The organism is Antiquaquibacter metalliresistens, from assembly GCF_029211225.1.
Taxonomy (GTDB): Bacteria; Actinomycetota; Actinomycetes; order Actinomycetales; family Microbacteriaceae; genus Rhodoglobus; species Rhodoglobus metalliresistens.
The window spans coordinates 201714-222555 of sequence record NZ_JARGEM010000003.1; the positions used below are offsets into that span (position 1 = coordinate 201714).

The 20842-nt window shown below is 69.8% G+C and carries 19 protein-coding genes; 17 read left to right on the top strand and 2 right to left on the bottom strand.

Annotation, left to right across the window (positions count from 1 at the left end):
• Nucleotides 1-289: 289 nt before the first annotated feature.
• From ileS to PYV02_RS06580, 5 genes are all read left to right on the top strand, one after another.
• Nucleotides 290-3562 carry an isoleucine--tRNA ligase gene (gene ileS, locus PYV02_RS06560; protein WP_275757387.1) on the top strand — a complete coding sequence of 1091 codons (3273 nt, stop codon included), beginning with the start codon at nt 290-292 and terminating at the stop codon, nt 3560-3562.
• Nucleotides 3555-5048: a bifunctional folylpolyglutamate synthase/dihydrofolate synthase gene (locus PYV02_RS06565; RefSeq protein ID WP_275757389.1), complete on the top strand. Its 1494-nt coding sequence runs from the start codon at nt 3555-3557 to the stop codon at nt 5046-5048. Before ileS ends, PYV02_RS06565 begins: the two co-directional genes overlap by 8 nt.
• Nucleotides 5045-5431 (top strand): DUF4233 domain-containing protein, encoded by a 387-nt coding sequence (locus PYV02_RS06570; protein ID WP_275757391.1) that lies wholly within the window; start codon nt 5045-5047, stop codon nt 5429-5431. Before PYV02_RS06565 ends, PYV02_RS06570 begins: the two co-directional genes overlap by 4 nt.
• Entirely contained in the window at nt 5428-5850 is a 423-nt protein-coding gene (gene ndk, locus PYV02_RS06575) for a nucleoside-diphosphate kinase (RefSeq protein WP_275757393.1), read from the top strand. Before PYV02_RS06570 ends, ndk begins: the two co-directional genes overlap by 4 nt.
• A gap of 123 nt (nt 5851-5973) precedes the next feature.
• Nucleotides 5974-7143, top strand: a complete 1170-nt coding sequence (locus tag PYV02_RS06580) for an Acg family FMN-binding oxidoreductase (RefSeq protein WP_275757395.1) — start codon at nt 5974-5976, stop codon at nt 7141-7143.
• An 8-nt stretch (nt 7144-7151) separates the two neighbouring features.
• Here PYV02_RS06580 and PYV02_RS06585 read toward each other — a convergent pair whose 3' ends face one another.
• Nucleotides 7152-7748 (bottom strand): vitamin K epoxide reductase family protein, encoded by a 597-nt coding sequence (locus PYV02_RS06585; protein ID WP_275757397.1) that lies wholly within the window; start codon nt 7746-7748, stop codon nt 7152-7154.
• Nucleotides 7749-8094: 346 nt separating this feature from the next.
• On the opposite strand from PYV02_RS06585, the gene PYV02_RS06590 reads away from it, so the two are divergent.
• Genes PYV02_RS06590 through PYV02_RS06605 form a run of 4 tightly spaced genes read left to right on the top strand, consistent with a single transcriptional unit; the run spans nt 8095 to nt 13746 of the window.
• A complete protein-coding gene (locus PYV02_RS06590) occupies nt 8095-10581 on the top strand; it encodes an Rne/Rng family ribonuclease (protein WP_275757398.1) in 2487 nt (828 codons plus the stop codon).
• A gap of 28 nt (nt 10582-10609) precedes the next feature.
• Nucleotides 10610-11650 carry a permease gene (locus PYV02_RS06595; protein WP_275757400.1) on the top strand — a complete coding sequence of 347 codons (1041 nt, stop codon included), beginning with the start codon at nt 10610-10612 and terminating at the stop codon, nt 11648-11650.
• A gap of 19 nt (nt 11651-11669) precedes the next feature.
• A complete protein-coding gene (locus PYV02_RS06600) occupies nt 11670-12380 on the top strand; it encodes a TIGR03943 family putative permease subunit (protein ID WP_275757402.1) in 711 nt (236 codons plus the stop codon).
• Nucleotides 12361-13746 (top strand): hypothetical protein, encoded by a 1386-nt coding sequence (locus PYV02_RS06605; RefSeq protein ID WP_275757404.1) that lies wholly within the window; start codon nt 12361-12363, stop codon nt 13744-13746. Before PYV02_RS06600 ends, PYV02_RS06605 begins: the two co-directional genes overlap by 20 nt.
• On the opposite strand, the gene PYV02_RS06610 is transcribed toward PYV02_RS06605, so the two are convergent.
• The gene (locus PYV02_RS06610) at nt 13743-14006 is read right to left on the bottom strand and encodes a DUF4031 domain-containing protein (RefSeq protein WP_275757406.1); all 264 of its coding nucleotides are present in this window, start codon (nt 14004-14006) and stop codon (nt 13743-13745) included. The genes PYV02_RS06605 and PYV02_RS06610 overlap by 4 nt on opposite strands.
• 149 nt (nt 14007-14155) lie before the next feature.
• On the opposite strand from PYV02_RS06610, the gene rplU reads away from it, so the two are divergent.
• The 8 genes from rplU to PYV02_RS06650 all read left to right on the top strand — a co-directional run bounded on the left by rplU (nt 14156) and on the right by PYV02_RS06650 (nt 20818).
• Nucleotides 14156-14464 carry a 50S ribosomal protein L21 gene (gene rplU / locus PYV02_RS06615; RefSeq protein WP_275757408.1) on the top strand — a complete coding sequence of 103 codons (309 nt, stop codon included), beginning with the start codon at nt 14156-14158 and terminating at the stop codon, nt 14462-14464.
• Nucleotides 14465-14478: 14 nt separating this feature from the next.
• Nucleotides 14479-14733, top strand: a complete 255-nt coding sequence (gene rpmA / locus PYV02_RS06620) for a 50S ribosomal protein L27 (protein ID WP_275757410.1) — start codon at nt 14479-14481, stop codon at nt 14731-14733.
• 124 nt (nt 14734-14857) lie between these two features.
• Nucleotides 14858-16381: a GTPase ObgE gene (gene obgE, locus PYV02_RS06625; RefSeq protein ID WP_275757411.1), complete on the top strand. Its 1524-nt coding sequence runs from the start codon at nt 14858-14860 to the stop codon at nt 16379-16381.
• A complete protein-coding gene (proB, locus tag PYV02_RS06630) occupies nt 16378-17160 on the top strand; it encodes a glutamate 5-kinase (RefSeq protein ID WP_275757413.1) in 783 nt (260 codons plus the stop codon). Before obgE ends, proB begins: the two co-directional genes overlap by 4 nt.
• 26 nt (nt 17161-17186) lie before the next feature.
• Complete coding sequence (locus tag PYV02_RS06635; protein ID WP_275757415.1) at nt 17187-18455, top strand: glutamate-5-semialdehyde dehydrogenase; 1269 nt, start codon at nt 17187-17189, stop codon at nt 18453-18455.
• Nucleotides 18456-18464: 9 nt separating this feature from the next.
• Nucleotides 18465-18665: a hypothetical protein gene (locus PYV02_RS06640; RefSeq protein ID WP_275757417.1), complete on the top strand. Its 201-nt coding sequence runs from the start codon at nt 18465-18467 to the stop codon at nt 18663-18665.
• Between the two features lie 15 nt (nt 18666-18680).
• Entirely contained in the window at nt 18681-19283 is a 603-nt protein-coding gene (gene nadD, locus PYV02_RS06645; protein WP_275757419.1) for a nicotinate-nucleotide adenylyltransferase, read from the top strand.
• Nucleotides 19280-20818 carry a hypothetical protein gene (locus PYV02_RS06650; RefSeq protein ID WP_275757421.1) on the top strand — a complete coding sequence of 513 codons (1539 nt, stop codon included), beginning with the start codon at nt 19280-19282 and terminating at the stop codon, nt 20816-20818. Before nadD ends, PYV02_RS06650 begins: the two co-directional genes overlap by 4 nt.
• The last annotated feature ends 24 nt before the right edge of the window (nt 20819-20842 follow it).

Genomic DNA, 20842 nt, shown 5'->3' on the forward strand with positions numbered 1-20842 from the left:
AGCACCCTCCGTGAGCGACCCTACCCTGGCGCGATACGTGCAATCGGGATGGGTGATCGCGCGCGACAGTCCCAGCTCGGCGCTGGAACCGACCTGCCGCTACAATCGACACACAGGCCGTGATCCGCTATCACCGGGGAGCCTTCGGAAGAACGGCGCGCGAGCGCTCACTAGAACCGAACCAGCAGTCTGAGTGGCATCGGAGATCGAGCGAAGTCGAGATCCGGCGCAAGCGGGGTGGTACCGCGGCCGAGAGGTCGTCCTCGTGTTGAAGAACACCAGGAGCCGCATGTCGTACCCCCGCCACACCCCCGACGAGCCCGTTCAGCCCTCGCCGCGCTTCCCCTCGATCGAGGAGCAGGTGCTGGCCTACTGGAAGCACGACGGCACGTTCCAGGCCTCGGTCGAGCAACGCGACGGATGCCCGGAGTGGGTGTTCTACGACGGCCCCCCGTTCGCCAACGGCCTGCCGCACTATGGCCACCTGCTCACCGGCTACGCCAAAGACCTCTTCCCGCGTTTCCAGACCATGCGCGGCAAGCAGGTGCACCGTCGTTTCGGCTGGGACACCCACGGCCTGCCCGCCGAACTTGAGGCCGAGCGCCAGCTCGGCATCACCGACAAGAGCCAGATCGAGCAGATGGGCATCGCCGCCTTCAACGCCGCAGCCAAGGAGTCGGTGCTCAAGTACACCAAGGAGTGGGAGGAGTACGTCACGCGCCAGGCGCGCTGGGTGGACTTCGAGAACGACTACAAGACCCTCGACCCAGGCTTCATGGAGTCGGTCATGTGGGCCTTCAAGCGCCTGTACGACAAGGGCCTGGCCTACGAGGGCTACCGCGTGCTGCCCTACTGCTGGCGCGACCAGACGCCGCTGTCGAACCACGAGCTGCGCATGGACGACGACGTCTACAAGATGCGCCAGGACCAGTCGGTCACCGTCACCTTCCCGCTCGTCGGCGAGAAGGCGGAGGCGCTCGGCCTCACCGCCGTCAAGGCGCTCGCGTGGACGACCACTCCGTGGACCCTGCCGACGAACCTCGCGCTCGCGGTGGGACCCGCGATCGAGTACGCGGTGCTCCCAGCCGGCCCGAACGGCGCCGCCGACGGGTCGACGACCTCGGAGTTCCTGCTCGCGACCGACACCATCCCCGCCTATGCGAAAGACCTCGGCTACGACTCCGTCGAGGTCGCGAAGGCGGCGGTCACGCGCGTGCTCGCGGGCGCCGACCTGGCCGGAGTGCACTACGACCGCCTCTGGGACTATTACGCGGACACCGAGGAGTGGGGCACCGAGCACGCCTGGCAGATCCTCGTGGCCGACTACGTCGCCACCGGGGAGGGCACGGGCATCGTGCACCAGGCGCCCGCCTACGGTGAAGACGACCAGGTGGTGTGTGCGGCAGCCGGCATCCCGGTGATCCTCTCGGTCGACGACGCCGGCCGCTTTCTGCCGAACATCGAGGATGTCGCGGGCCTGCAGGTCTTCGACGCGAACAAGCCGCTCACCCAGCGGCTGCGCGCCGACGGCCGGCTGCTGCAGGTCAAGAGCTACGAGCACAGCTACCCGCACTGCTGGCGCTGCCGCAACCCGCTGATCTACAAGGCCGTCTCGAGCTGGTTCGTGAAGGTGCCCGAGTTCCGCGACCGCATGGGCGAGCTGAACCAACAGATCAACTGGGTGCCCGAGAACGTCAAGGACGGCCAGTTCGGCAAGTGGCTCGCGAACGCCCGCGACTGGTCGATCAGCCGCAACCGCTACTGGGGCAGCCCCATCCCGGTGTGGAAGAGCGACGACCCCGCTTACCCGCGCGTCGACGTCTACGGCTCGCTCGACGAGCTCGAGGCCGACTTCGGGGTGCGCCCGGCCGACCTGCACCGCCCGTACATCGACGAGTTGACGAGGCCGAACCCGGATGACCCGACCGGCCGTTCGACGATGCGCCGCATCCCCGATGTGCTCGACGTCTGGTTCGACTCGGGCTCGATGCCCTTCGCCCAGGTGCACTACCCCTTCGAGAACCAGGAGTGGTTCGACAGCCACAACCCCGCCGACTTCATCGTGGAGTACATCGGGCAGACCCGCGGCTGGTTCTACACGATGCACGTGCTCTCGACGGCGCTCTTCGACCGGCCCGCCTACAAGAACGTGATCAGCCACGGCATCGTGCTCGGCAGCGACGGGCAGAAGATGTCGAAGAGCTTGCGCAACTACCCCGATGTCTCCGAGGTCTTCGACCGGGACGGCGCGGATGCGATGCGCTGGTTCCTGATGTCCAGCTCGGTGATCCGCGGCGGCAACCTCGTGGTCACGGAGGAGGGCATCCGCTCGGGCGTGCGCGAGCTGCTGCTGCCGCTGTGGAGCACGTACTACTTCTTCGCCCTCTATGCGAACGCCGCCGGCGGCTACCAGGCCACCTGGCGCACCGACTCCGAGCACGTGCTCGACCGCTACCTGCTCGCGAAGACCCGGCAGCTGATCGTCGACGTCACGAACGATCTCGAGGCGCTCGACAGCCCGTTCGCCGCGGCCCGCCTGCGCGACTTCGCCGACGTGCTCACCAACTGGTACGTGCGCCGCAGTCGCGACCGGTTCTGGTCCGGCGACGACATGGCGGCCTTCGACACGCTGTACACGGTGCTCGAGACCGTCGCGCGGGTCTCCGCCCCGCTGCTGCCGCTGGTCTCCGAGGAGATCTGGCGTGGGCTCACCGGCGGGCGCAGCGTGCACCTGACCGACTGGCCGGACGCCGAGGCGTTCCCCGCGGACGACGCGCTCGTGGCCGCGATGGACCGGGTGCGCGAGGTCGCCAGCGCTGGGCTCGCGCTGCGCAAGGCGCGCGGCCTGCGGGTGCGGCTGCCGTTGGCCGCACTCACCGTCGTCAGCCCGAGCGAGGGCCTGGATGCCTTCGCCGAGGTGCTGCGCGACGAGCTCAACGTGAAGTCCGTCTCGTTCCAGCCGCTCGAGGAGCACTCGCTCGCCGCGTACGGCATCACGCGGCGCCTGAGCGTCAACGCACGCGCCCTGGGCCCGCGCGTCGGCAAAGACGTGCAGCGCATCATCCAGGCCGCGAAGGCCGGCGATTGGCGGTTGGACGGCGAGACGGTCACCGCCGGTGGCGTCGAGCTGCTGCCGGGCGAGTTCGAGCTGGAGCTGGATGCCGCCGACCCGACGAGCGCGATCGCGTTCCTCGGCGACGGAGGCTTCGTGATCCTCGACACCGTCACGACCCCCGAGCTCGAGGCGGAGGGGCTCGCGCGCGACCTGATCCGCGCCATCCAGGACACGCGAAAGGCGGCGGGACTCGAGGTGAGCGACCGCATCGTGCTCTCGATCAAGGGTTCGGCGGAATCGGACATCATGGCGCTCGTCGACTTCGCGCCGATGATCGATGCCGAGACCCTCGCGGTGGAGAGCGACTTCGCGTTCACAACCGATCCCGAGGCCGCGGCCGCACTCGACTCCGCCGCCGGCGCCCGCACGGTGCTGGCTGTCGGCGCGGGGGCGAATGCTGGTGTACTGGTCGTTGACGTATGGAAGTCGGGAGCTGTGGATGTCTGAACGGGACCGCGATGACGAGTTCGCCGACGAGCGCGACCTCGGCGACGACGAGCAGAACCCGCTCGCCGACCTGAGCCCCTTCGCCGGCGGCGACGAAGGCGACAACCTCGACGAGGACTCCGACTGGGATCTCGAAGACGCCGAGTACCAGGAGGACGCCGACCGCGTGTTCGAGGAACTGCTCGAGCGGGTCGGTGAGGTCGCCCCGCAACCGCGGCTGGAGGCCACGCGACGGGTGGTCGAGCTGCTGGGCGACCCGCAGCGCAGCTACCCGATCATCCACGTCACCGGCACGAACGGCAAGACGTCGACGAGTCGCATCATCGAGTCCATCCTGCGCGCCTACGGGTTGCGCACCGGGCTCATGACCAGCCCGCACCTGCAGCGCGTGAACGAGCGGATCGTGATCGACGGCCAGCCGATCTCGAACCGAGCGCTCGCCGCGAACTGGGCCGACATCCGCCCGTTCATCGACATGGCCGACGCGGAGCTCATCGCCAACTCCGAGGAGCCGCTGACCTACTTCGAGGCGCTCACCGTGCTCGCCTTCGCGAGCTTCGCCGACGCGCCGGTCGATGTCGCGGTGATCGAGGTCGGCATGGGCGGGGAGTGGGATTCCACGAACGTCGCCGACGGTCAGGTCGCCGTCTTCGCACCGATCGCCCTCGATCACACCCAGCGGCTCGGCGCGACGGTCGCGGAGATCGCGCGCACCAAGGCGGGCATCATCAAGCCGGTGGCCTCCGTCGTCTCCGCCGTGCAGGTGCCAGAGGCGCTCGCCGAACTCGAACGTGCGAGTGAACTCACCGAGTCGAGCCTCGCGGTGGAGGGCGACGCCTTCGCGCTCGAATCCACCGCCGTGGCCGTCGGCGGGCAGCTGATCACCGTGCGCGGACTCGCGGGCACGTACCGGGACCTGTTCCTGCCGCTGTTCGGGGAGCACCAGGGCCACAACGCGGCGCTGGCCATCGCCGCCGTCGAGTCGTTCCTCGGCGCGGGCACTCAGGCTCTGGTCGGCGACGTGCTCGAGGAGGGCCTCGCCCTGGCGACCTCGCCGGGACGCCTGCACCTGATCGGCATCGAGCCGACCGTGATCGTCGATGCCGCGCACAATCCGCACGGTGCCACGGCGCTCGCCTCGGCCCTCTCGACGTATTTCACGTTCGACGAGTTCTGCGTGGTGATCGGTGTGCTGCAGGACAAGGATGCCGCCGGCATCGTCGAAGCGCTCGCCCCGATCGCGACGCGCTTCCACGTCACCCGCTCGCAGTCCGACCGCGCCATCGACCCGGACGACCTCGCCGCCGTCGTGCGCGAGTGGGTGCCCGAAGACGCGACGTCCGCCTACGAGTCCTTCGAGTTCGCGGTGCAGGATGCGCGCGTCTGGGCCAGCGAGTCCCCGCGCCGTGCCGTGGTCGTCACCGGCTCGATCACGCTCGTGGGCGAGGCCATCGCCCTCGCCGCGGCCGAGAGCTGGAAGCGATGACCACGGCCTCCGCCAGCCGGCCCCGGCGCGAGCGTTCGGCGACCGAGTCGCTGCTGTCGATCGCGCTCGGTCTCGAAGCCGCCCTCGTGTTCTTCGTCACCCTCACCGCCTACGGGTTGCGCGCCCTGCCGCCCGTCGCGGCGTTCGCCGGGGGAGCGGCGCTCATCGTGCTGCTGATCGTCACCGGCCGCCTCCTGCGGTACCGGTGGGGAGTGTGGCTGGGGTGGGGGCTGCAGGCCGTGCTCATCGCGACGGGCATCCTGCTGCCGGTGATGTTCTTCATCGGTGCCGGATTCGCCGGCATCTGGGTGTTCTGCTTCGTCAAGGGGCGTCAGCTCGACGCCGCCAAACTCAACCACCACCCCGAACAGGAGTCATCGTGACCACCGCCATCGAAGAGACCCTCGTGCTCGTCAAGCCCGACGGAGTCGCCCGCAACCTCACGGGCGAGATCCTGCGCCGCATCGAGGCGAAGGGCTACCAGCTCGTCGACATCAAGCTCGTCGAGGCCGATCTCGAGCTGCTCGCGGCGCACTACGAGGAGCACCAGGGCAAGCCGTTCTACGAGCCGCTCGTGGAGTTCATGCAGTCCGGCGCCATCGTCGCGCTGCGCATCGCCGGTCACCGCGTGATCGAGGGCTTCCGCTCGCTCGCCGGTACGACCGATCCGACGACGGCCGCGCCCGGCACCATCCGCGGCGACCTCGGCCGCGACTGGGGCGTGAAGGTGCAGCAGAACCTCGTGCACGGCAGCGACTCGCCCGAGTCGGCCGCGCGGGAACTCGCGCTCTGGTTCGGCTGACCCCGGGCGGCTGACGGGACCTTCAGCCCTGCGAGGATCGCTGCGTGATGCCCACACTGGTCGAGGACCGAGAGGGGCGACATGGCGCAGCGGGCGCAGCGGGCGAAGGGGAGGGCGCGAAGGGTGACCTTGGCGATCATCGGGGCAGTGGTCGGCGTTGTCGCGCTCGGGCTCGTCGGCATCCTCGCCGTCGGGGGACTCCTCGTGCCCGCGCGCTACCTCGATTCTTGGGATCGCTCGGCCTACGAGCGCTTCGACGATCCGCGCCTGCAGTTGGTGGCGCACGGCATCCTGGCGCCGAGCGGCCACAACATGCAGCCGTGGATCGTGCGGCTCGATGCCGACGACCCGCATGCATTCGACGTCTACGTGGATGCCGAGCGACTGACCCCTGCGGTCGATCCGCTCGCGCGCCAGACCCTGGTCTCCGTCGGCACCTTCCTCGAGTACCTGCGAGTGGCGGGGGACCGGCTCGGCTGGAGCGTCGACGTCGCACTGTTCCCCGAGGGCGACTATGACGAGGGCCGACTCGAGCGCAGCATGACGGAGCTCCCGGCCGCGCGCGTCACGATCAGCGAAGCCGCGCCCACGAGGGGCGGCGACTATGAGGCCCTGTATCTCTCGGACACGAACCGCGATCCGTATGCGGCGACGCCGCTGAGCGTCGAGCAGCGCGAGGCGCTCGCTGGGCTCGCCGCAGACGGCGGTCCCGGCCTCGAGCTCCTCGAAGACCCCGCCGACCTCGATGCGCTCGCCGGGTTCGGCGTGCGCGGCACGACGATCGAGGCGGCGGATGCCGCGGCCATCGCCGAGACGGCCGCCGTGTTCCGCTCCAACGAGTGGCAGAAGAACGAACGCCCCTGGGGCTTCGCCGTGGAGGGGCAGGGCACCAGCGGGTTCATGAAGTACCTGCTGCAGGGGCTGCTCACCCTGTTCCCGGGCATGAACGAGGGCGATGCGGCCGCGCAGCGCGCGATCGACCTCACCACGTCCGAGGTGGCCGCGACGCCGGCGTACGCGCTCATCACCACCGACGGCAACACCCGCGCCGAGCAGGTCGAGGCGGGCGAACTGTACGCGCGGTTCCAGTTGCGAGCGCGCACCCTCGGCCTCGTGGTGCAGCCGCTGAGCCAGGTGCTCGAGGAGTACCCGGCGATGAGCGAGGAGTACGCCGCGGTGCACGCTCGGTTCGCGCCCGATGGGGGCACCATCCAGATGATCGCGCGGGTCGGCACCCCCACCAAGGACTACCCGGTGACGATGCGCCGCACCGTCGAAGACCTGGTGCGCTGAGCGCGCGATCAGACCAGGGTCGACAGCACGTCCAGTCGCACCTGCGCGGTGATGAGGATGATCAGGTAGCCGAGCACGGTGATCGCCGGCACCCAGGTGTACAGGCGCTCACCGAGCGGCATGAGCCGCGCGCCGAACACGCCCTCACGAGCATTGCGCAGCGTGAGCGTCCAGAACATCGGGATCACGACGGTCCACACCAGCAGGCACCAGGGGCACAGCGTGCCGAGGTTGAAGATGCTCTGGTAGGGCAGCCAGATGCAGAACAGGAACGCGCCGAACACGCCCACGTTGAAGGTGATCCAGAACCAGCGGGCGAAGCTCGCACCCGCGAGCAGCGCCGTGCCGACCGCGATCGGGGCGACGAATCCGCCGAGGCCGAGGATGGGGTTCGGGAATCCGAGAATGGCCCCCTGCCAGGAGTCGAGGTTCTTGCCGCACTGCACGATCACGCTGAGGTTGCAGTCGAGGTCCGCCTCCGGGTTCATGAGCACCGCGATCTTGTCGATCGTGAGGGCGAACGACGCCCACCACCCGAGGGCTCCGGTGACGATGAGCAGAATGGCCAGGGTCAGGGGTCGGCGCGCCGCCGGGGCATCGGTCATGGTCGGATTATTCCATGCGCGCCGGGACACGGCCTGAGGCCGAAGGTCCCGTTACCACTCGCGCGTGCGATAATGGACGGCAGTCATCTGAGCCGCGCTCGGAATGACGCCAGAGAAGGCTTACCGGGCAGAGAACCGGGCAGGATGCGACACCAGTCGCACGATTCGGATAGCCAGTTCCGAAGTGCGGTGACAGCGCACAACTGCGGCGCGAGCGGTCACCAAGGCAGGCCCGCCGCAGGACATGAAGGATTAGGTAGCGGTCCACCGCGGATGCGGGGATGGCGCACGAGAGAGTACCCGGTGGGCGGCGCGGTTGCCCACCCGGGCTAGGAGTACACCAGCGATGGTGAACACAAACGAAGAAGAGACCCCGAAGAAGCGCAGCCGATTGTTCGGTGGGCGGCGTGCGAGTGCGGATGCCGCGGCGCCCGAGCCGCAGACGCCGCCGGCTGCACCCGCCGAGGCTGCGCAGGCCGCAGCGCCCGAGGTGCAGCAGGTCGAGGCCCCGCGGGCCGAAGCCGCCGAGCCCCGCAAGCGCGCCCCGCGCTCCGCGCCGGCCAAGAGCGCCGCGGAGCACGTCGCGAGCACGACCGAGCCCAGCGAGTCGAGCTCGCCGGGCACCGAGTCGGCGGAGGAAGCGGCGCCGAAGTCCCGTCCCCGCACGCGCAAGAAGCCGATCACCGAGCCCGCGCCCGAGATGAACACCGAGGCGCCCGACATCGAGACGCCGAGCGAGCCGGTCGCACCGGTTCGTCGGCCCACGACATCCCTGCTCTTTCAGGCACCCGATCTGCCGCCGTTGCCGGAGCGCTCCGGCCCGCTCGAGCTGCCGGAGGAGCCCGGTTCGGTGCGTCGTCGCTCGCGGCGCCGCCCGGGTGAGGACGCCCGCCCGGGCGATGACGCCCCGAACACCGTCGTGCGGGTGCGGGAGCCCCGCCGCCAGCAGCAGCCCGAGCTCATCACCGAGCCGCAGCGGGTCAAGGGCTCCACGCGCCTCGAGGCCAAGAAGCAGCGCCGCCGCGACGGACGGGATGCCGGCCGCCGGCGCCCCGTCGTCACCGAGAGCGAGTTCCTGGCCCGCCGCGAGGCCGTCGACCGCGTGATGGTGGTGCGCTCGAAGTTCGGGCGCATCCAGATCGCCGTGCTCGAAGACGGCGTGCTCGTGGAGCACTACGTCGCGCGTTCGCAGGAGGCGAGCCTCATCGGCAACGTCTACCTCGGCCGCGTGCAGAACGTGCTGCCGAGCATGGAGGCCGCCTTCGTTGACATCGGTCGCGGCCGCAACGCCGTGCTCTACTCGGGCGAGGTGGACTGGGATGCCGCGGCGGAGAACTCCGCCGAGGGCAAGAACCAGGCCCGCCGCATCGAACTCGCGCTCAAGCCCGGCGACCGTGTGCTCGTGCAGGTCACGAAGGACCCCGTCGGACACAAGGGTGCCCGGCTCACGAGCCAGGTGAGCCTGCCCGGCCGCTACCTCGTCTACGTGCCGAACGGCTCCATGTCGGGCATCAGCCGCAAGCTGCCCGACACCGAGCGCGCCCGCCTCAAGAAGATCCTCAAGGAGGTGCTGCCCGAGAACGTGGGCGTGATCGTGCGCACCGCAGCCGAGGGTGCCACCGAGGAGCAGCTCACGCTCGACGTGCAGCGACTGACGAACCAGTGGGCCGAGATCAGCCGCCAGGTCGAGACCGTGCAGGCTCCGGCGCTGCTGCACAGCGAGCCCGACCTGCTCATCAAGATCATCCGCGACGTCTTCAACGAGGACTTCCACCGGCTCGTGATCGAGGGCGACGATGCTCGCCAGACGATCGAGAGCTACCTGCGTGCCGTCGCCCCCGACCTCATCGACCGGGTCGCCAGCTACGAGGGTTCCGCGGACTCCTTCGACGAGTTCCGGGTCAGTGAGCAGATCGAGAAGGCGCTCGACCGCAAGGTCTGGCTGCCCTCCGGCGGTTCGCTCGTCATCGACCGCACCGAGGCGATGACGGTCGTCGACGTCAACACGGGCAAGTTCGTCGGCTCGGGCGGCAACCTCGAGGAGACCGTCACCAAGAACAACCTCGAGGCGGCCGAGGAGATCGTGCGCCAGCTGCGTCTGCGCGACATCGGCGGCATCATCGTGGTCGACTTCATCGACATGGTGCTCGAGACCAACCGCGACCTCGTGCTGCGCCGGCTCGTCGAGTGCCTCTCGCGCGACCGCACCAAGCACCAGGTCGCCGAGGTCACCTCGCTGGGCCTCGTGCAGATGACCCGCAAGAAGCTGGGACTCGGCCTGCTCGAGACCTTCAGCGAGCCCTGCGAGACGTGCGCGGGTCGCGGCATCATCGTGCACCACGACCCCGTCACCAAGCACCGCCAACAGGTGCAGACTGCGCAGCCCGAGCAGGGCGGCGGACGCCGCAACCGCAACCGCGGTGGCGGCGGCGGTGGCGCCCAGACCCCTGCCGTGAAGAACGGCGTGGGCAGCGCGGGCACGCACGCGATCACGGAGGACGTGCGCAACGCCCTGGCCCGGGTCGCGGCGAGCACGGTGCACACCGAGTCGATCGCGATCGTGGATGCCGCGGCATCCGCCCCCGTCGAGTCGGCCGTGCCCGTCGTGGAGGAGACCGTGGCGATTCTCGACATCCCCGTCGCGAAGGCCGCGCGCCAGCCGCGTCGGGCCCTGCCGAAGGATGCCGAGCAGATCCTCGGCTCCGTGCTCGATGCCCTCCCCGAGCCGAAGCAGCCGGGGCAGGGGCGCTCGCGCGTCTCGCGCCGCGCCGGCAGCGCCGGGGCGATCGTGAGCGCGCCCGTCACCACCGAGCCGAGCGAGCCGCAGGACTGAGCGGGCAGAGGCCACGTAGGCTTTCCGCGTGACCTCGCCCGCCCCCGTTCAGGAGCACACGGCGCACACCCACGGCGAGCGACGTTCTCGCGCGCCGTGGGTGTGGATCGCCGTCGCCGTGCTCGGCATCGGCGGGCTGCTGGTGGCGCGCGGCGCGCTCGAGGGCAGCGGTGCGACCCTGCTGCCGAATCGGGTGCAGGATCTGCTGACGCTCGCGATCAGCGTCGTCATCGAGTCCCTGCCGTTCGTGATCCTCGGCATCGTGCTCTCGATCGTCGTGCAGGTGTGGCTGCCCGCGGGGCTGCTGCAGCGCATCCTGCCCCGCAATCCCGTGCTGCGCCGACTCGGCATCTCGATGTTCGGCATCTTCCTGCCGGTGTGCGAGTGCGGCAATGTGCCGCTCGCGCGCGGTCTGATCGTCGGCGGCTTCACGGTGCCCGAGGCGATGACCTTCCTGCTCGCCGCTCCGATCGTGAACCCGATCACCATCATCACGACGCACCAGGCCTTCGGGTTCGATGACGGCATTCTCGTGGCCCGCGTGCTCGGCGGCATCGCGATCGCGAACGTGGTCGGCTGGTTGTTCAGCCTGCACCCGCGGCAGGACGAGCTGCTCACGCCCCGCTTCGCCGCGGAATGCCGTCGTCCCGACGGCGACCACGCGCACACCCGCACGGGCAAGAGCCTCGACATCTTCGTGCGCGAGACGAGCGTGATCATGCCCGCGCTGCTGATCGGCGCCCTCGTGGCCGGCGCGATCCAGGTCGTCGTGCCGCGCGACGTGCTCGTCGAGGTCGGCAGCAACCCGCTCTGGTCGGTGCTCGCGATGATGGTGCTCGCCTTCGTGATCGCGGTCTGCTCCAACGTCGACGCGTTCTTCATCCTGCCGTTCGCCTCCACGTTCATGCCGGGCTCGATCGCCACCTTCCTGGTCTTCGGCCCGATCATCGACATCAAGATGCTCGCGATCATGCGCACCACCTTCACCACGAAGGTGCTCGTGCAACTGACGGCGATCGTCGCGCTCCTCAGCGCTCTCGTGGGTCTGGTGGTGAACGTTCTTGCGTAGCGTCCAACGGTGGCGGGGCGTGATCCTCACCACGGCGATCGTGGCCGCGACCGCGTGGCTCGCGCTGTCCGGGCAGCTGGTGCTCTACATCCATCCCCGCTACATCGTGTTCACCGTGGTGATGTCGGTCGTCGCGTTGGGCCTGGCGATCGCCGCAGCGATCGTGCAGCCGCACGACGACGACGAGCAACCGCAACGGCCGGGCCCCTTCGGCATCGCGGCGGTGGTCGTGGCCGCCGTGTTCGTCGTGGGGCTGGTGGTGGTGCCGCCGGCCACCCTCTCGGCCGAGACCGCGAGTCAGCGGGACATCGTGGGCTCCACCGCGGGCTCCGACGCGCAATCCATCGAGAGCGCGGATGCGACCCCCACGGAGGCCTTCGCCAAGTTCACCGTGGTCGACTGGTCTTCGCTGCTTCGACAGACGGGCGATCTGGCGTTCTACGCCGACAAGCCGGTGGATGTCGTCGGCTTCATCGTCGCCGACGCGGATGCCCCGCAGGACGTGTTCCTCGTCTCGCGCTTCATCGTCACCTGCTGCGCCGTCGACGCGCAGCCCATCGGCGTTCCGGTCTACTCGCCCGGCTGGCAGCAGCGGCTGGCCGTGGACGACTGGGTGCGGGTGACGGGGGAGTTCGCCACCAACCCGGCGGCGGCGTCCACGCAACCGCTCGCCGTCGATCCCGCATCGGTCGAGATCGTGGAGCAGCCGAGTGAGCCGTACCTCTACTGAGCGCAGGCCGCGGTCGGATGCCGCGTTCCGCCGCGCCCTCGCCATCACCCTCGTCGCGCTGTCCGTCGCCTGCCTGCTGCTGCTCGGCGCGAGCTATCTGCAGGGCCCCCGGCTGGAGGACGCGCAGGTCGACGTCGTGCGGGTGACCTCCGCCGACGACCAGCAGCTGCGGCTGTTCGCGAACCAGACCGTCGAGCCCGTCACGGCCTCGCAGGTGCACATCGAGCCTGCGGTACCGTTCACCGTCTCGAGCGAGGGCGACCTCATCGCGGTGCAGTTCGGCGCGCGGCTGCAATACGGCACCGAATACCTCGTGCGCGTTGACGATGTGGCGAGCACCTACACCGGGCGGACCTCCGCGATCGAGCACCGCTTCACGACGACCCAGCCGCAGGTGTTCTGGCTGGATCGCGGCCAGCCGGATGACACGATCCTGCGCTCCACGCTGGACGGGCAGGGCGGGGAGGCGGTGTACTCGGCGGCGGGCATCCAGGATTTCGCGCTCGTCGACGACCTGCTCGCGGTGGTGACCGTCACCGCCCAGCGCACGAACCAGCTCGCGCTCGTGCGCCCGGGCGATGTGATCCTGGAGAACGTGCTGCTGCCCGAGGAGGGCGTGATCCAGCAACTGGCCGCCTCCGCGGGCACGCTCGGCTTCGCGTTCTCGAGCGCGGACGCCGGCCCCGGGCAGGCCAACGCGTCGACGCTCTACACGCTCGATCTGGGCGGCGTGCGCGAGCTGCGCCCCGTGCTCGGCCTGGATGGCGAGCCGATGGAGGTGCTCGGCTGGGGCTTCGTGCCCGGCACCGCGCGCATCGCGGCGCTCACCACCGATCTCACCCTGGTGTCCGTGGACACGAGCTCGGGCGCGGTGCTGCCGCTCGGCCAGTACGAGGAGTTCGGCGCGGTCTCGCTCGACGGCACGACCGTGATCGTGAGCAACCAGTTCGCACCGCGCGTGGTCGATCTCGTCACCGGGGACGAGCAGCCGATCGATCCTTCGCCCGTGGAGGGTCGGCGCGCGTTCTCCGGTGCGAGCCAGCTGCTGCCGGACGGCACGCGGCTGGGCAAGGCCCTCCTCGCGGACGAGACGGGCACCCGGTTCAGCACCCTGCTCGTGCACGACGACGGCACGGCGGCCGACATCGTCTACCGCACGGTGGAGGATCGCGGCAGCATCGGCGAGATCAGCATCTCGCCGAACGGCCAGTACGTGGCGATCGAGACGATCCCGGACACCACGGTGAGCGTGTCCGACGGGTACTACTACGACGCTCGCTCCACGAGTGTGACGACCGTGATCGTCGAGATCGCCACCGGGCGGCAGGTGCGCAGCTTCGAGGGCTTCGGGCTGCTCTGGGACTAGCGGTCGCGCTGCGGCACGCGCAGCCCGCTCGCCTCCAGGCGTCGCACGAACTCCCGCACGCTCACCGGCTGGGCGCCGAGCGCGACGAGCTCGCCCCACTTGTGGGCGGGCACGTCGTAGTGGTCGAGATCGAAACCGCGTCGGGGGATGCCCGCCCGCGCTGCGAACGCGTGCAACTCCTCGAGGGAGGTGTCGCTGACGATGTGCGCCCAGAGGGTGTCGTGCGCCGGCCAGATCGGCTGGTCGATGAGCACGGTCATCCGCTGATCCTAAGCCGTCGGCGCACGGCGGGCGCTCGTGGGGCCGAGGTTTGACCGAACCCCTCCCGATCGCGTACTCTTGACCCTTGGTGTCTGCTGGGTCGAACCCGCAGTTCGAACACCGACAGCTTCCACAGTCAGGGAAACAAATGGTTTACGCAGTTGTGCGCGCCGGTGGGCGGCAGGAGAAGGTCGAGGTCGGCTCGATCGTCGTGCTCGACCGCATCGCGGGCGACAAGGACGGCAACGTCGAGCTCACCCCCGTGCTGCTCGTCGATGGCGACAAGATCACCCACGTCGCCAAGGACCTCGCGAAGGTCAAGGTCGTCGGCGAGGTGCTCGGCAACGAGCGCGGGCCGAAGATCGTCATCCAGAAGTTCAAGAACAAGACCGGGTACAAGAAGCGCCAGGGCCACCGCCAGGAGCTCACCCGTCTGAAGATCACCAAGATCGCGTAAGGGGCTGAGCATCCATGGCACACAAAAAGGGAGCTAGCTCCACCCGCAACGGCCGCGACTCCAACGCCCAGCGCCTCGGCGTGAAGCGTTTCGGCGGCCAGGTCGTCGGCGCGGGGGAGATCCTCGTCCGCCAGCGCGGCACCCACTTCCACCCCGGCGCCAACGTCGGCCGCGGTGGCGACGACACGCTGTTCGCGCTCGCGGCCGGTGCCGTCGAGTTCGGCAACAAGGGTGGCCGCAAGGTCATCAACATCGTCACCGCCGAGTAGGTTCAGTTCCACAGGTCACGGCGAGCTGGGCCCCCGCTGAGCAGTCCGGACGATTCGATGAATCGGTCGGCGGCTCAGTAGGGGACGGCTCGCCATTGCCGTTTAACACACAGGAGGCACGAACATGGCGACATTCGTCGACCAGGTGACGTTGCACCTGAACGCCGGCCACGGCGGCAACGGCTGTGTGTCGGTCAAGCGCGAGAAGTTCAAGCCGCTCGCGGGCCCGGACGGCGGCAATGGCGGCAACGGCGGCGACATCATCCTCGTCTCCGACCCGCAGGTGACGACGCTGCTCGGCTTCCACCGCGCCCCGCACCGCAAGTCCGACAACGGCCAGCCCGGCATGGGCGACCACCGCAGCGGCGCCTCCGGCGAAGACGTCGAGCTGCACGTGCCGATCGGCACCGTCGTGCGCGACGCCGAGGGCAACGAGCTCATCGACATGGATGCCCCCGGCCTGCGTTTCATCGCCGGCCCCGGCGGCCAGGGCGGCCTCGGCAACGCCGCCCTCGCCACCACGAAGCGCAAGGCGCCCGGCTTCGCGCTGCTCGGCACCCCCGGGTTCGAGGGGGATATCTACCTCGAGCTCAAGACCGTGGCCGACGTCGCGCTCGTCGGCTACCCGTCGGCGGGCAAGTCCAGCCTCATCGCCGCCATGAGCGCCGCGAAGCCGAAGATCGCCGACTATCCGTTCACCACGCTGCATCCCAATCTCGGCGTCGTCGAATCCGGTGACGTGCGCTACACGATCGCCGACGTGCCCGGTCTCATCGAGGGCGCGAGCGAGGGCAAGGGTCTGGGCCTGGAGTTCCTGCGCCACGTCGAGCGCTGCACCGCCCTGCTGCACGTGCTGGACTGCGCGACGCTGGAGCCCGGTCGCGACCCGATCAGCGACCTCGACGTGATCCTCGGTGAGCTCGCCGCGTACCCCGTGCCCGAAGGCCAGGTGCCGCTGCTGGAGCGCCCGCAGCTCATCGCGCTGAACAAGATCGACGTGCCCGAGGGCAAGGAACTCGCCGACCTCGTGCGGCCCGACCTCGAGTCGCGCGGCTACCGCGTGTTCGAGGTGTCCGCGGTGTCGCGTGCCGGGCTGCGTGAGCTCTCGTTCGCGCTCGCCGAGCTGGTGGGGGCCGACCGCGCCGTGAAGGCGGCCATCCCCGCCAAACAGCGCATCGTCATCCGCCCGCGCGCCGTCAACGAGCGCGAGTTCACGGTGCGCGTCGACGGCGGCACCTACGGCGACACCTACACGATCCTGGGCGACAAGCCCGAGCGCTGGGTGCAGCAGACCGACTTCGAGAACGAAGAGGCGGTGGGCTTCCTCGCCGACCGTCTCGCCAAGCTCGGCGTCGAGGACGAGCTGTTCAAGGCCGGCGCGGTGCCCGGTTCGAGCGTGACGATCGCCGGCCGCGAGTTCGATTGGGAGCCCACGCTGTCGTCGGCGGCCGAGCTCATCACGAGCCCGCGCGGCACCGATGCGCGCTTCGCCGACCACGCCCGGCCGACGCACAAGAAGCGCCGCGAGACCTACCTCGAGCGCATGGATGCCAAGGCCGCCGCCCGGGCAGAGCTCGAGGCCGAGCGCGCCGCCGGCATCTGGGTCGACGACGAGGGATTCGCAGTGGAGAGGGAGCGCGAGGAGTGAGTGTGCAGGGTCGTGCCGACATCCCGTCGGCACGTCGCATCGTGGTGAAGGTGGGCTCCTCGTCGATCAGCGGCCCCAACGTGGGCCAGATCGCCCCGCTCGTGGATGCCCTCGCCGCAGCCCACGGACGCGGGTCCGAGGTCATCCTGGTGTCCTCCGGGGCCATCGCCACGGGCATCCCGTACCTCAAGCTCGAGTCCCGCCCCACCGATCTGGCGACCCAGCAGGCCGCGGCCGCGGTCGGCCAGAACGTGCTCATCTTCCGCTACCAGGACTCGCTGGACCGCTACGGCATCGTCGCCGGGCAGATCCTGCTGACCGCCGGCGACATGGAGAACCCCACGCACCGCAGCAACGCGCAGCGCGCGCTCGAGCGGCTGCTGGGCCTGCGCATCCTGCCGATCGTCAACGAGAACGACACGGTGGCCACGCAGGAGATCCGCTTCGGCGACAACGACCGGCTCGCCGCCATGGTCTCGGTGCTCGTGCACGCGGACGTGCTCGTACTGCTCAGCGACATCGATGCGCTGTACTCCCGCCCGCCCGGCGAGCCCGGCGCGCGCAAGATCACCGAGGTGGCCTTCGACGACGACCTCGCGGGCGTGCAATTCGGGGACATCGGCGCCGCGGGTGTCGGCAGTGGCGGCGCGGGCACGAAGGTGGCGGCGGCGAAGCTCGCGGCGGCATCCGGCATTCCGGTGCTGCTCGCGGCCACCGGCAGCGTCGCACAGGCCCTCGCGGGCGAGCAGCTCGGCACCTGGTTCGAGGCCTCGGTCTGAAAAGCGACGGTTCTAGACTGGATGCCATGACCGAGACGCTCGTGGACGCCCCGTCGCTGACCGACAAGCTCGTCGCCGCTCGCGACGCCTCCCGGGTGCTCGCGACGAGCACCACCGCGACCCGCAATCGCGCCCTCGAGACGATCGCCGATGCGATCATGCGCAACCAGGAGCCGATTCTCGAGGCGAACGCCCTAGACCTCGCCAATGGTCGCGAGAACGGCCTGAGCGAGGGCCTTCAAGACCGACTTCGCCTCGACGAGAAGCGCCTCGCCGCGCTCGCGACCGCCGTGCTCGACATCGTCGCCCTGCCCGACCCGGTCGGCAACGTGGTGCGCGGCTCGACGCTCGCGAACGGACTGCAGCTCACGCAGGTGCGCGTGCCCTTCGGCGTTGTCGGCGCGATCTACGAGGCGCGACCGAACGTGACGATCGACATCGCGGCGCTCGCGCTCAAGAGCGGCAACGCCTCGGTGCTGCGCGGGGGCTCGGCGGCGGAGCAGACCAACCGGGTGCTCGTGCGCGTCATCCAGTCCGCCCTCGTCGAGGCCGGACTGCCCGCCGAGGCCGTGCAGACGATCGACGAGTTCGGGCGTGAGGGTGCGACCGAGCTCATGCGCGCGCGGGGGTACGTCGACGTGCTCATCCCGCGGGGCAGCGCCAGGCTCATCGATTCGGTGGTGCGCGAGTCCACGGTGCCCGTGATCGAGACCGGGGCCGGGGTTGTGCACGTGTTCCTGGACGAGTCGGCCGACGTCGAGGTTGCGGCATCCATCGTCCACAACGCCAAGGTGCAGCGCCCGAGCGTCTGCAACGCGCTCGAGACGCTGCTCGTGCACGTCGATGCCGCGCCGCGCCTGCTGCCGACCGTGCTGCAGCGCCTGCGGGAATCCGGGGTGACCATCCACGCCGATGAGCGCACGCTCGCGATCTTCCCGGATGCGCTGCCGGCCACCGAGGACGACTGGGCCACCGAGTACATGTCCCTCGATCTCGCCGTCGCCGTCGTCGACGACCTGGATGCCGCGCTCGAGCACATCCGCCGTTACTCCACCCATCACACCGAGTCGATCATCACCAACGACCTCGCCAACGCGGAGCGCTTCCTCGCCGAGGTGGATTCGGCCGTCGTCATGGTCAACGCCTCGACGCGGTTCACCGACGGGGGAGAGTTCGGGTTCGGCGCCGAGGTCGGCATCTCCACCCAGAAGCTGCACGCCCGCGGCCCGATGGGTCTGCCGGAGCTCACGAGCACGAAGTGGGTCGTGCGCGGCAGCGGCCAGGTGCGCGGCTAGACTGGTCGAATGCTGCAGCTCGCCGTCGTCCTCGCCGAGACCGAGGAACACCTCGCCCCGTTGCTCATGCCGCCGCTGGTGTTCGCCGGCATCGCCGTGGTCGCCTTCATCGCGCTCGGCTTCGTGACCTGGAGCTTCCGCGATGTCGCCAACCGTCACAGCGAGAAGTGGGCCAAGCCCGGCTCCGACTCGCACGGTGCGGGCCACTAGGGTTTCACGCCCCGTATGACCGACGCAGCCACGCGGCGACCGCGCGTCGGCGTCATGGGTGGCACCTTCGATCCCATCCACAACGGCCACCTCGTGGCCGCGAGCGAAGTGCAGCAGCAGTTCGACCTCGACGAGGTCATCTTCGTGCCCACCGGCCAGCCGTGGATGAAGCGCACGGTGACCGCGGGGGAGCACCGCTACCTCATGGCCGTCATCGCCACGGCCGCGAATCCGCGGTTCACCGTCAGCCGCGTCGACATCGAGCGCAGCGGCCCCACGTACACGATCGACACGCTGCGCGACATCCGCCGGGCCCGGCCCGATGCCGACCTGTTCTTCATCACGGGCGCGGATGCGGTGGCCCAGATCCTCGAGTGGAAGGACGTCGAGGAAGTCTGGTCGCTCGCCCACTTCGTCGCGGTTTCCCGGCCAGGACACAGGCTGACCATTAGCGGATTGCCAGAGCAGGGCGTAAGCTCGCTTGAAGTGCCGGCGCTGGCGATATCGTCCACGGACTGTCGCAACAGAGTCAGTCGGGGCTACCCGGTGTGGTACCTGGTACCCGATGGAGTGGTCCAGTACATCGCCAAGCACCATCTGTATCGGAGTGCTTCATGACCACGTTCCACGAACCGCAACCGCAATCGCGGCGTGCGGTGCGGCAGAACGAGCGCGCTGAGACCTCCGGCTCCGGTTTCGTTCCGTTCCCGCCGAACCAGGCCGCAACGGCCCCCAACTACTTCGCCGACCCGAATGCGCCGCGCGACATGTGGGACACGACGGCGCGACGAGCCGCGCAGCCGCCAGCCGCTCCGCGCACCGAGACGCCCACGACCTCTGGCCGTCGCGCCGCTGCCGCCCCGCAGCCTGAGGCCGAGCCCCTGACCTACACGACCCAGGGTGGCAACGCTCCGGTCTTCGAGGCGCCCGCCTACCAGCCGGCCCCGCCTGCCGCGCAGCCGGTGCTGCCGCCGACCGAAGCCATCCAGGAGCAGCCCGCGTACCGCGTGCGCGATTTCAGCCCCGAGGGTCGCCGCGCCGCGCGTGCCGCAGAGGCCGCACCGTCGTTCCCGGCGCCGACGGACCTCGAGTACCACACCGAGGCACGCGCCCCGCAGCCGATCGCTCCGGCACCGCAGCCCACCGAGCAGACCCTCACGCGGCGCGAGTTGCGCGCCATGCAGCACGTCGAGCCGGATGCCGCTGACGCACCGGCCTCCTACCCGGCACCGCAGGCGGCCTACCCGCTCGTCACGCCGCCGGCGCCCGAGTATCGGGCCCCGGCGGAGGTACCCACCTACCAGCCGCCCGCGCAAGAGGTGCCCGCGTACCAGCCGCCCGCAGCGTACGAGGCCCCTGCGTACGAGATCCCCGCGTACGAGGCCCCTGCGTACGAGGCGCCGACCTACGAGGCACCCGCCGCGTACGAGCCGCCCGCCGAACAGGCGCCCGCCTTCCAGGCACCCGCGGCACCCCCGCAGGCCCCGCCCGCCGAGCAGCCCAGCGCGTTCGAGGCCCTCTTCCAGGCTCAGCCGCCGGCCGCCGAGGCGCCGCTGCCGCTCGTGGCACCGGAGCCGTCCACGAACACGGCGATGACCAACGCGCTCGCCGAGTTCGACGCGCTCACGGCCGCGCCCGCCCCCGCCGCTGCGCAGCAGCAGATGGGTGTCGAGTCCACCTGGACGCCCCCGGCCGGTCACTGGTCGGCGCAGCTCGACGCGGACGACGATCCGTTCGAGACCACCCTGAGCCGTTCGATCGGCAGCGGGCACACGGCGACCAACGCGCTCGTGCTGCCGGGCATGCCCAAGGAGACCGACATCCGCGGTCCCCTGACGAGCACCGGCGAGGTCATGCTCACCGGTTCCATCGACCTGCCGCGCAGCCTCGCATCCACCGGGGCCACCGCGCGCATGGAACACGACGGCATAGACACTCTGTTCGATGCCAACGACGCCGAGATCAACTCCACCGACTCGTCGCCGGTGCGCGCGATCCGGGCCGTGAGCACCCACAACTCCGGCCACGGCGTCACCCACACCCAGAAGCCCAAGGGCACCAAGGCCCTCACGGCACTGCTCATCGCGGCATCCAGCATGGCCGTCGTCGTCGCCGGTCTGCTTATTGCCGCCTTCGCGTTCAACGTGTTCTGATTCGCTTGAACGCCTCCCTCATCC

Excerpts from the sequence above, each read along its gene's own strand:
- ileS (WP_275757387.1), top strand. The coding sequence starts at position 290 with ATGTCGTACCCCCGCCACACCCCCGACGAGCCCGTTCAGCCCTCGCCG.
- PYV02_RS06565 (WP_275757389.1), top strand. The coding sequence starts at position 3,555 with ATGTCTGAACGGGACCGCGATGACGAGTTCGCCGACGAGCGCGACCTC.
- PYV02_RS06570 (WP_275757391.1), top strand. The coding sequence starts at position 5,045 with ATGACCACGGCCTCCGCCAGCCGGCCCCGGCGCGAGCGTTCGGCGACC.
- PYV02_RS06585 (WP_275757397.1), bottom strand. The coding sequence starts at position 7,748 with ATGACCGATGCCCCGGCGGCGCGCCGACCCCTGACCCTGGCCATTCTG.
- PYV02_RS06590 (WP_275757398.1), top strand. The coding sequence starts at position 8,095 with ATGGTGAACACAAACGAAGAAGAGACCCCGAAGAAGCGCAGCCGATTG.
- PYV02_RS06610 (WP_275757406.1), bottom strand. The coding sequence starts at position 14,006 with ATGACCGTGCTCATCGACCAGCCGATCTGGCCGGCGCACGACACCCTC.
- rplU (WP_275757408.1), top strand. The coding sequence starts at position 14,156 with ATGGTTTACGCAGTTGTGCGCGCCGGTGGGCGGCAGGAGAAGGTCGAG.
- rpmA (WP_275757410.1), top strand. The coding sequence starts at position 14,479 with ATGGCACACAAAAAGGGAGCTAGCTCCACCCGCAACGGCCGCGACTCC.
- obgE (WP_275757411.1), top strand. The coding sequence starts at position 14,858 with ATGGCGACATTCGTCGACCAGGTGACGTTGCACCTGAACGCCGGCCAC.
- PYV02_RS06635 (WP_275757415.1), top strand. The coding sequence starts at position 17,187 with ATGACCGAGACGCTCGTGGACGCCCCGTCGCTGACCGACAAGCTCGTC.
- PYV02_RS06640 (WP_275757417.1), top strand. The coding sequence starts at position 18,465 with ATGCTGCAGCTCGCCGTCGTCCTCGCCGAGACCGAGGAACACCTCGCC.
- nadD (WP_275757419.1), top strand. The coding sequence starts at position 18,681 with ATGACCGACGCAGCCACGCGGCGACCGCGCGTCGGCGTCATGGGTGGC.
- PYV02_RS06650 (WP_275757421.1), top strand. The coding sequence starts at position 19,280 with ATGACCACGTTCCACGAACCGCAACCGCAATCGCGGCGTGCGGTGCGG.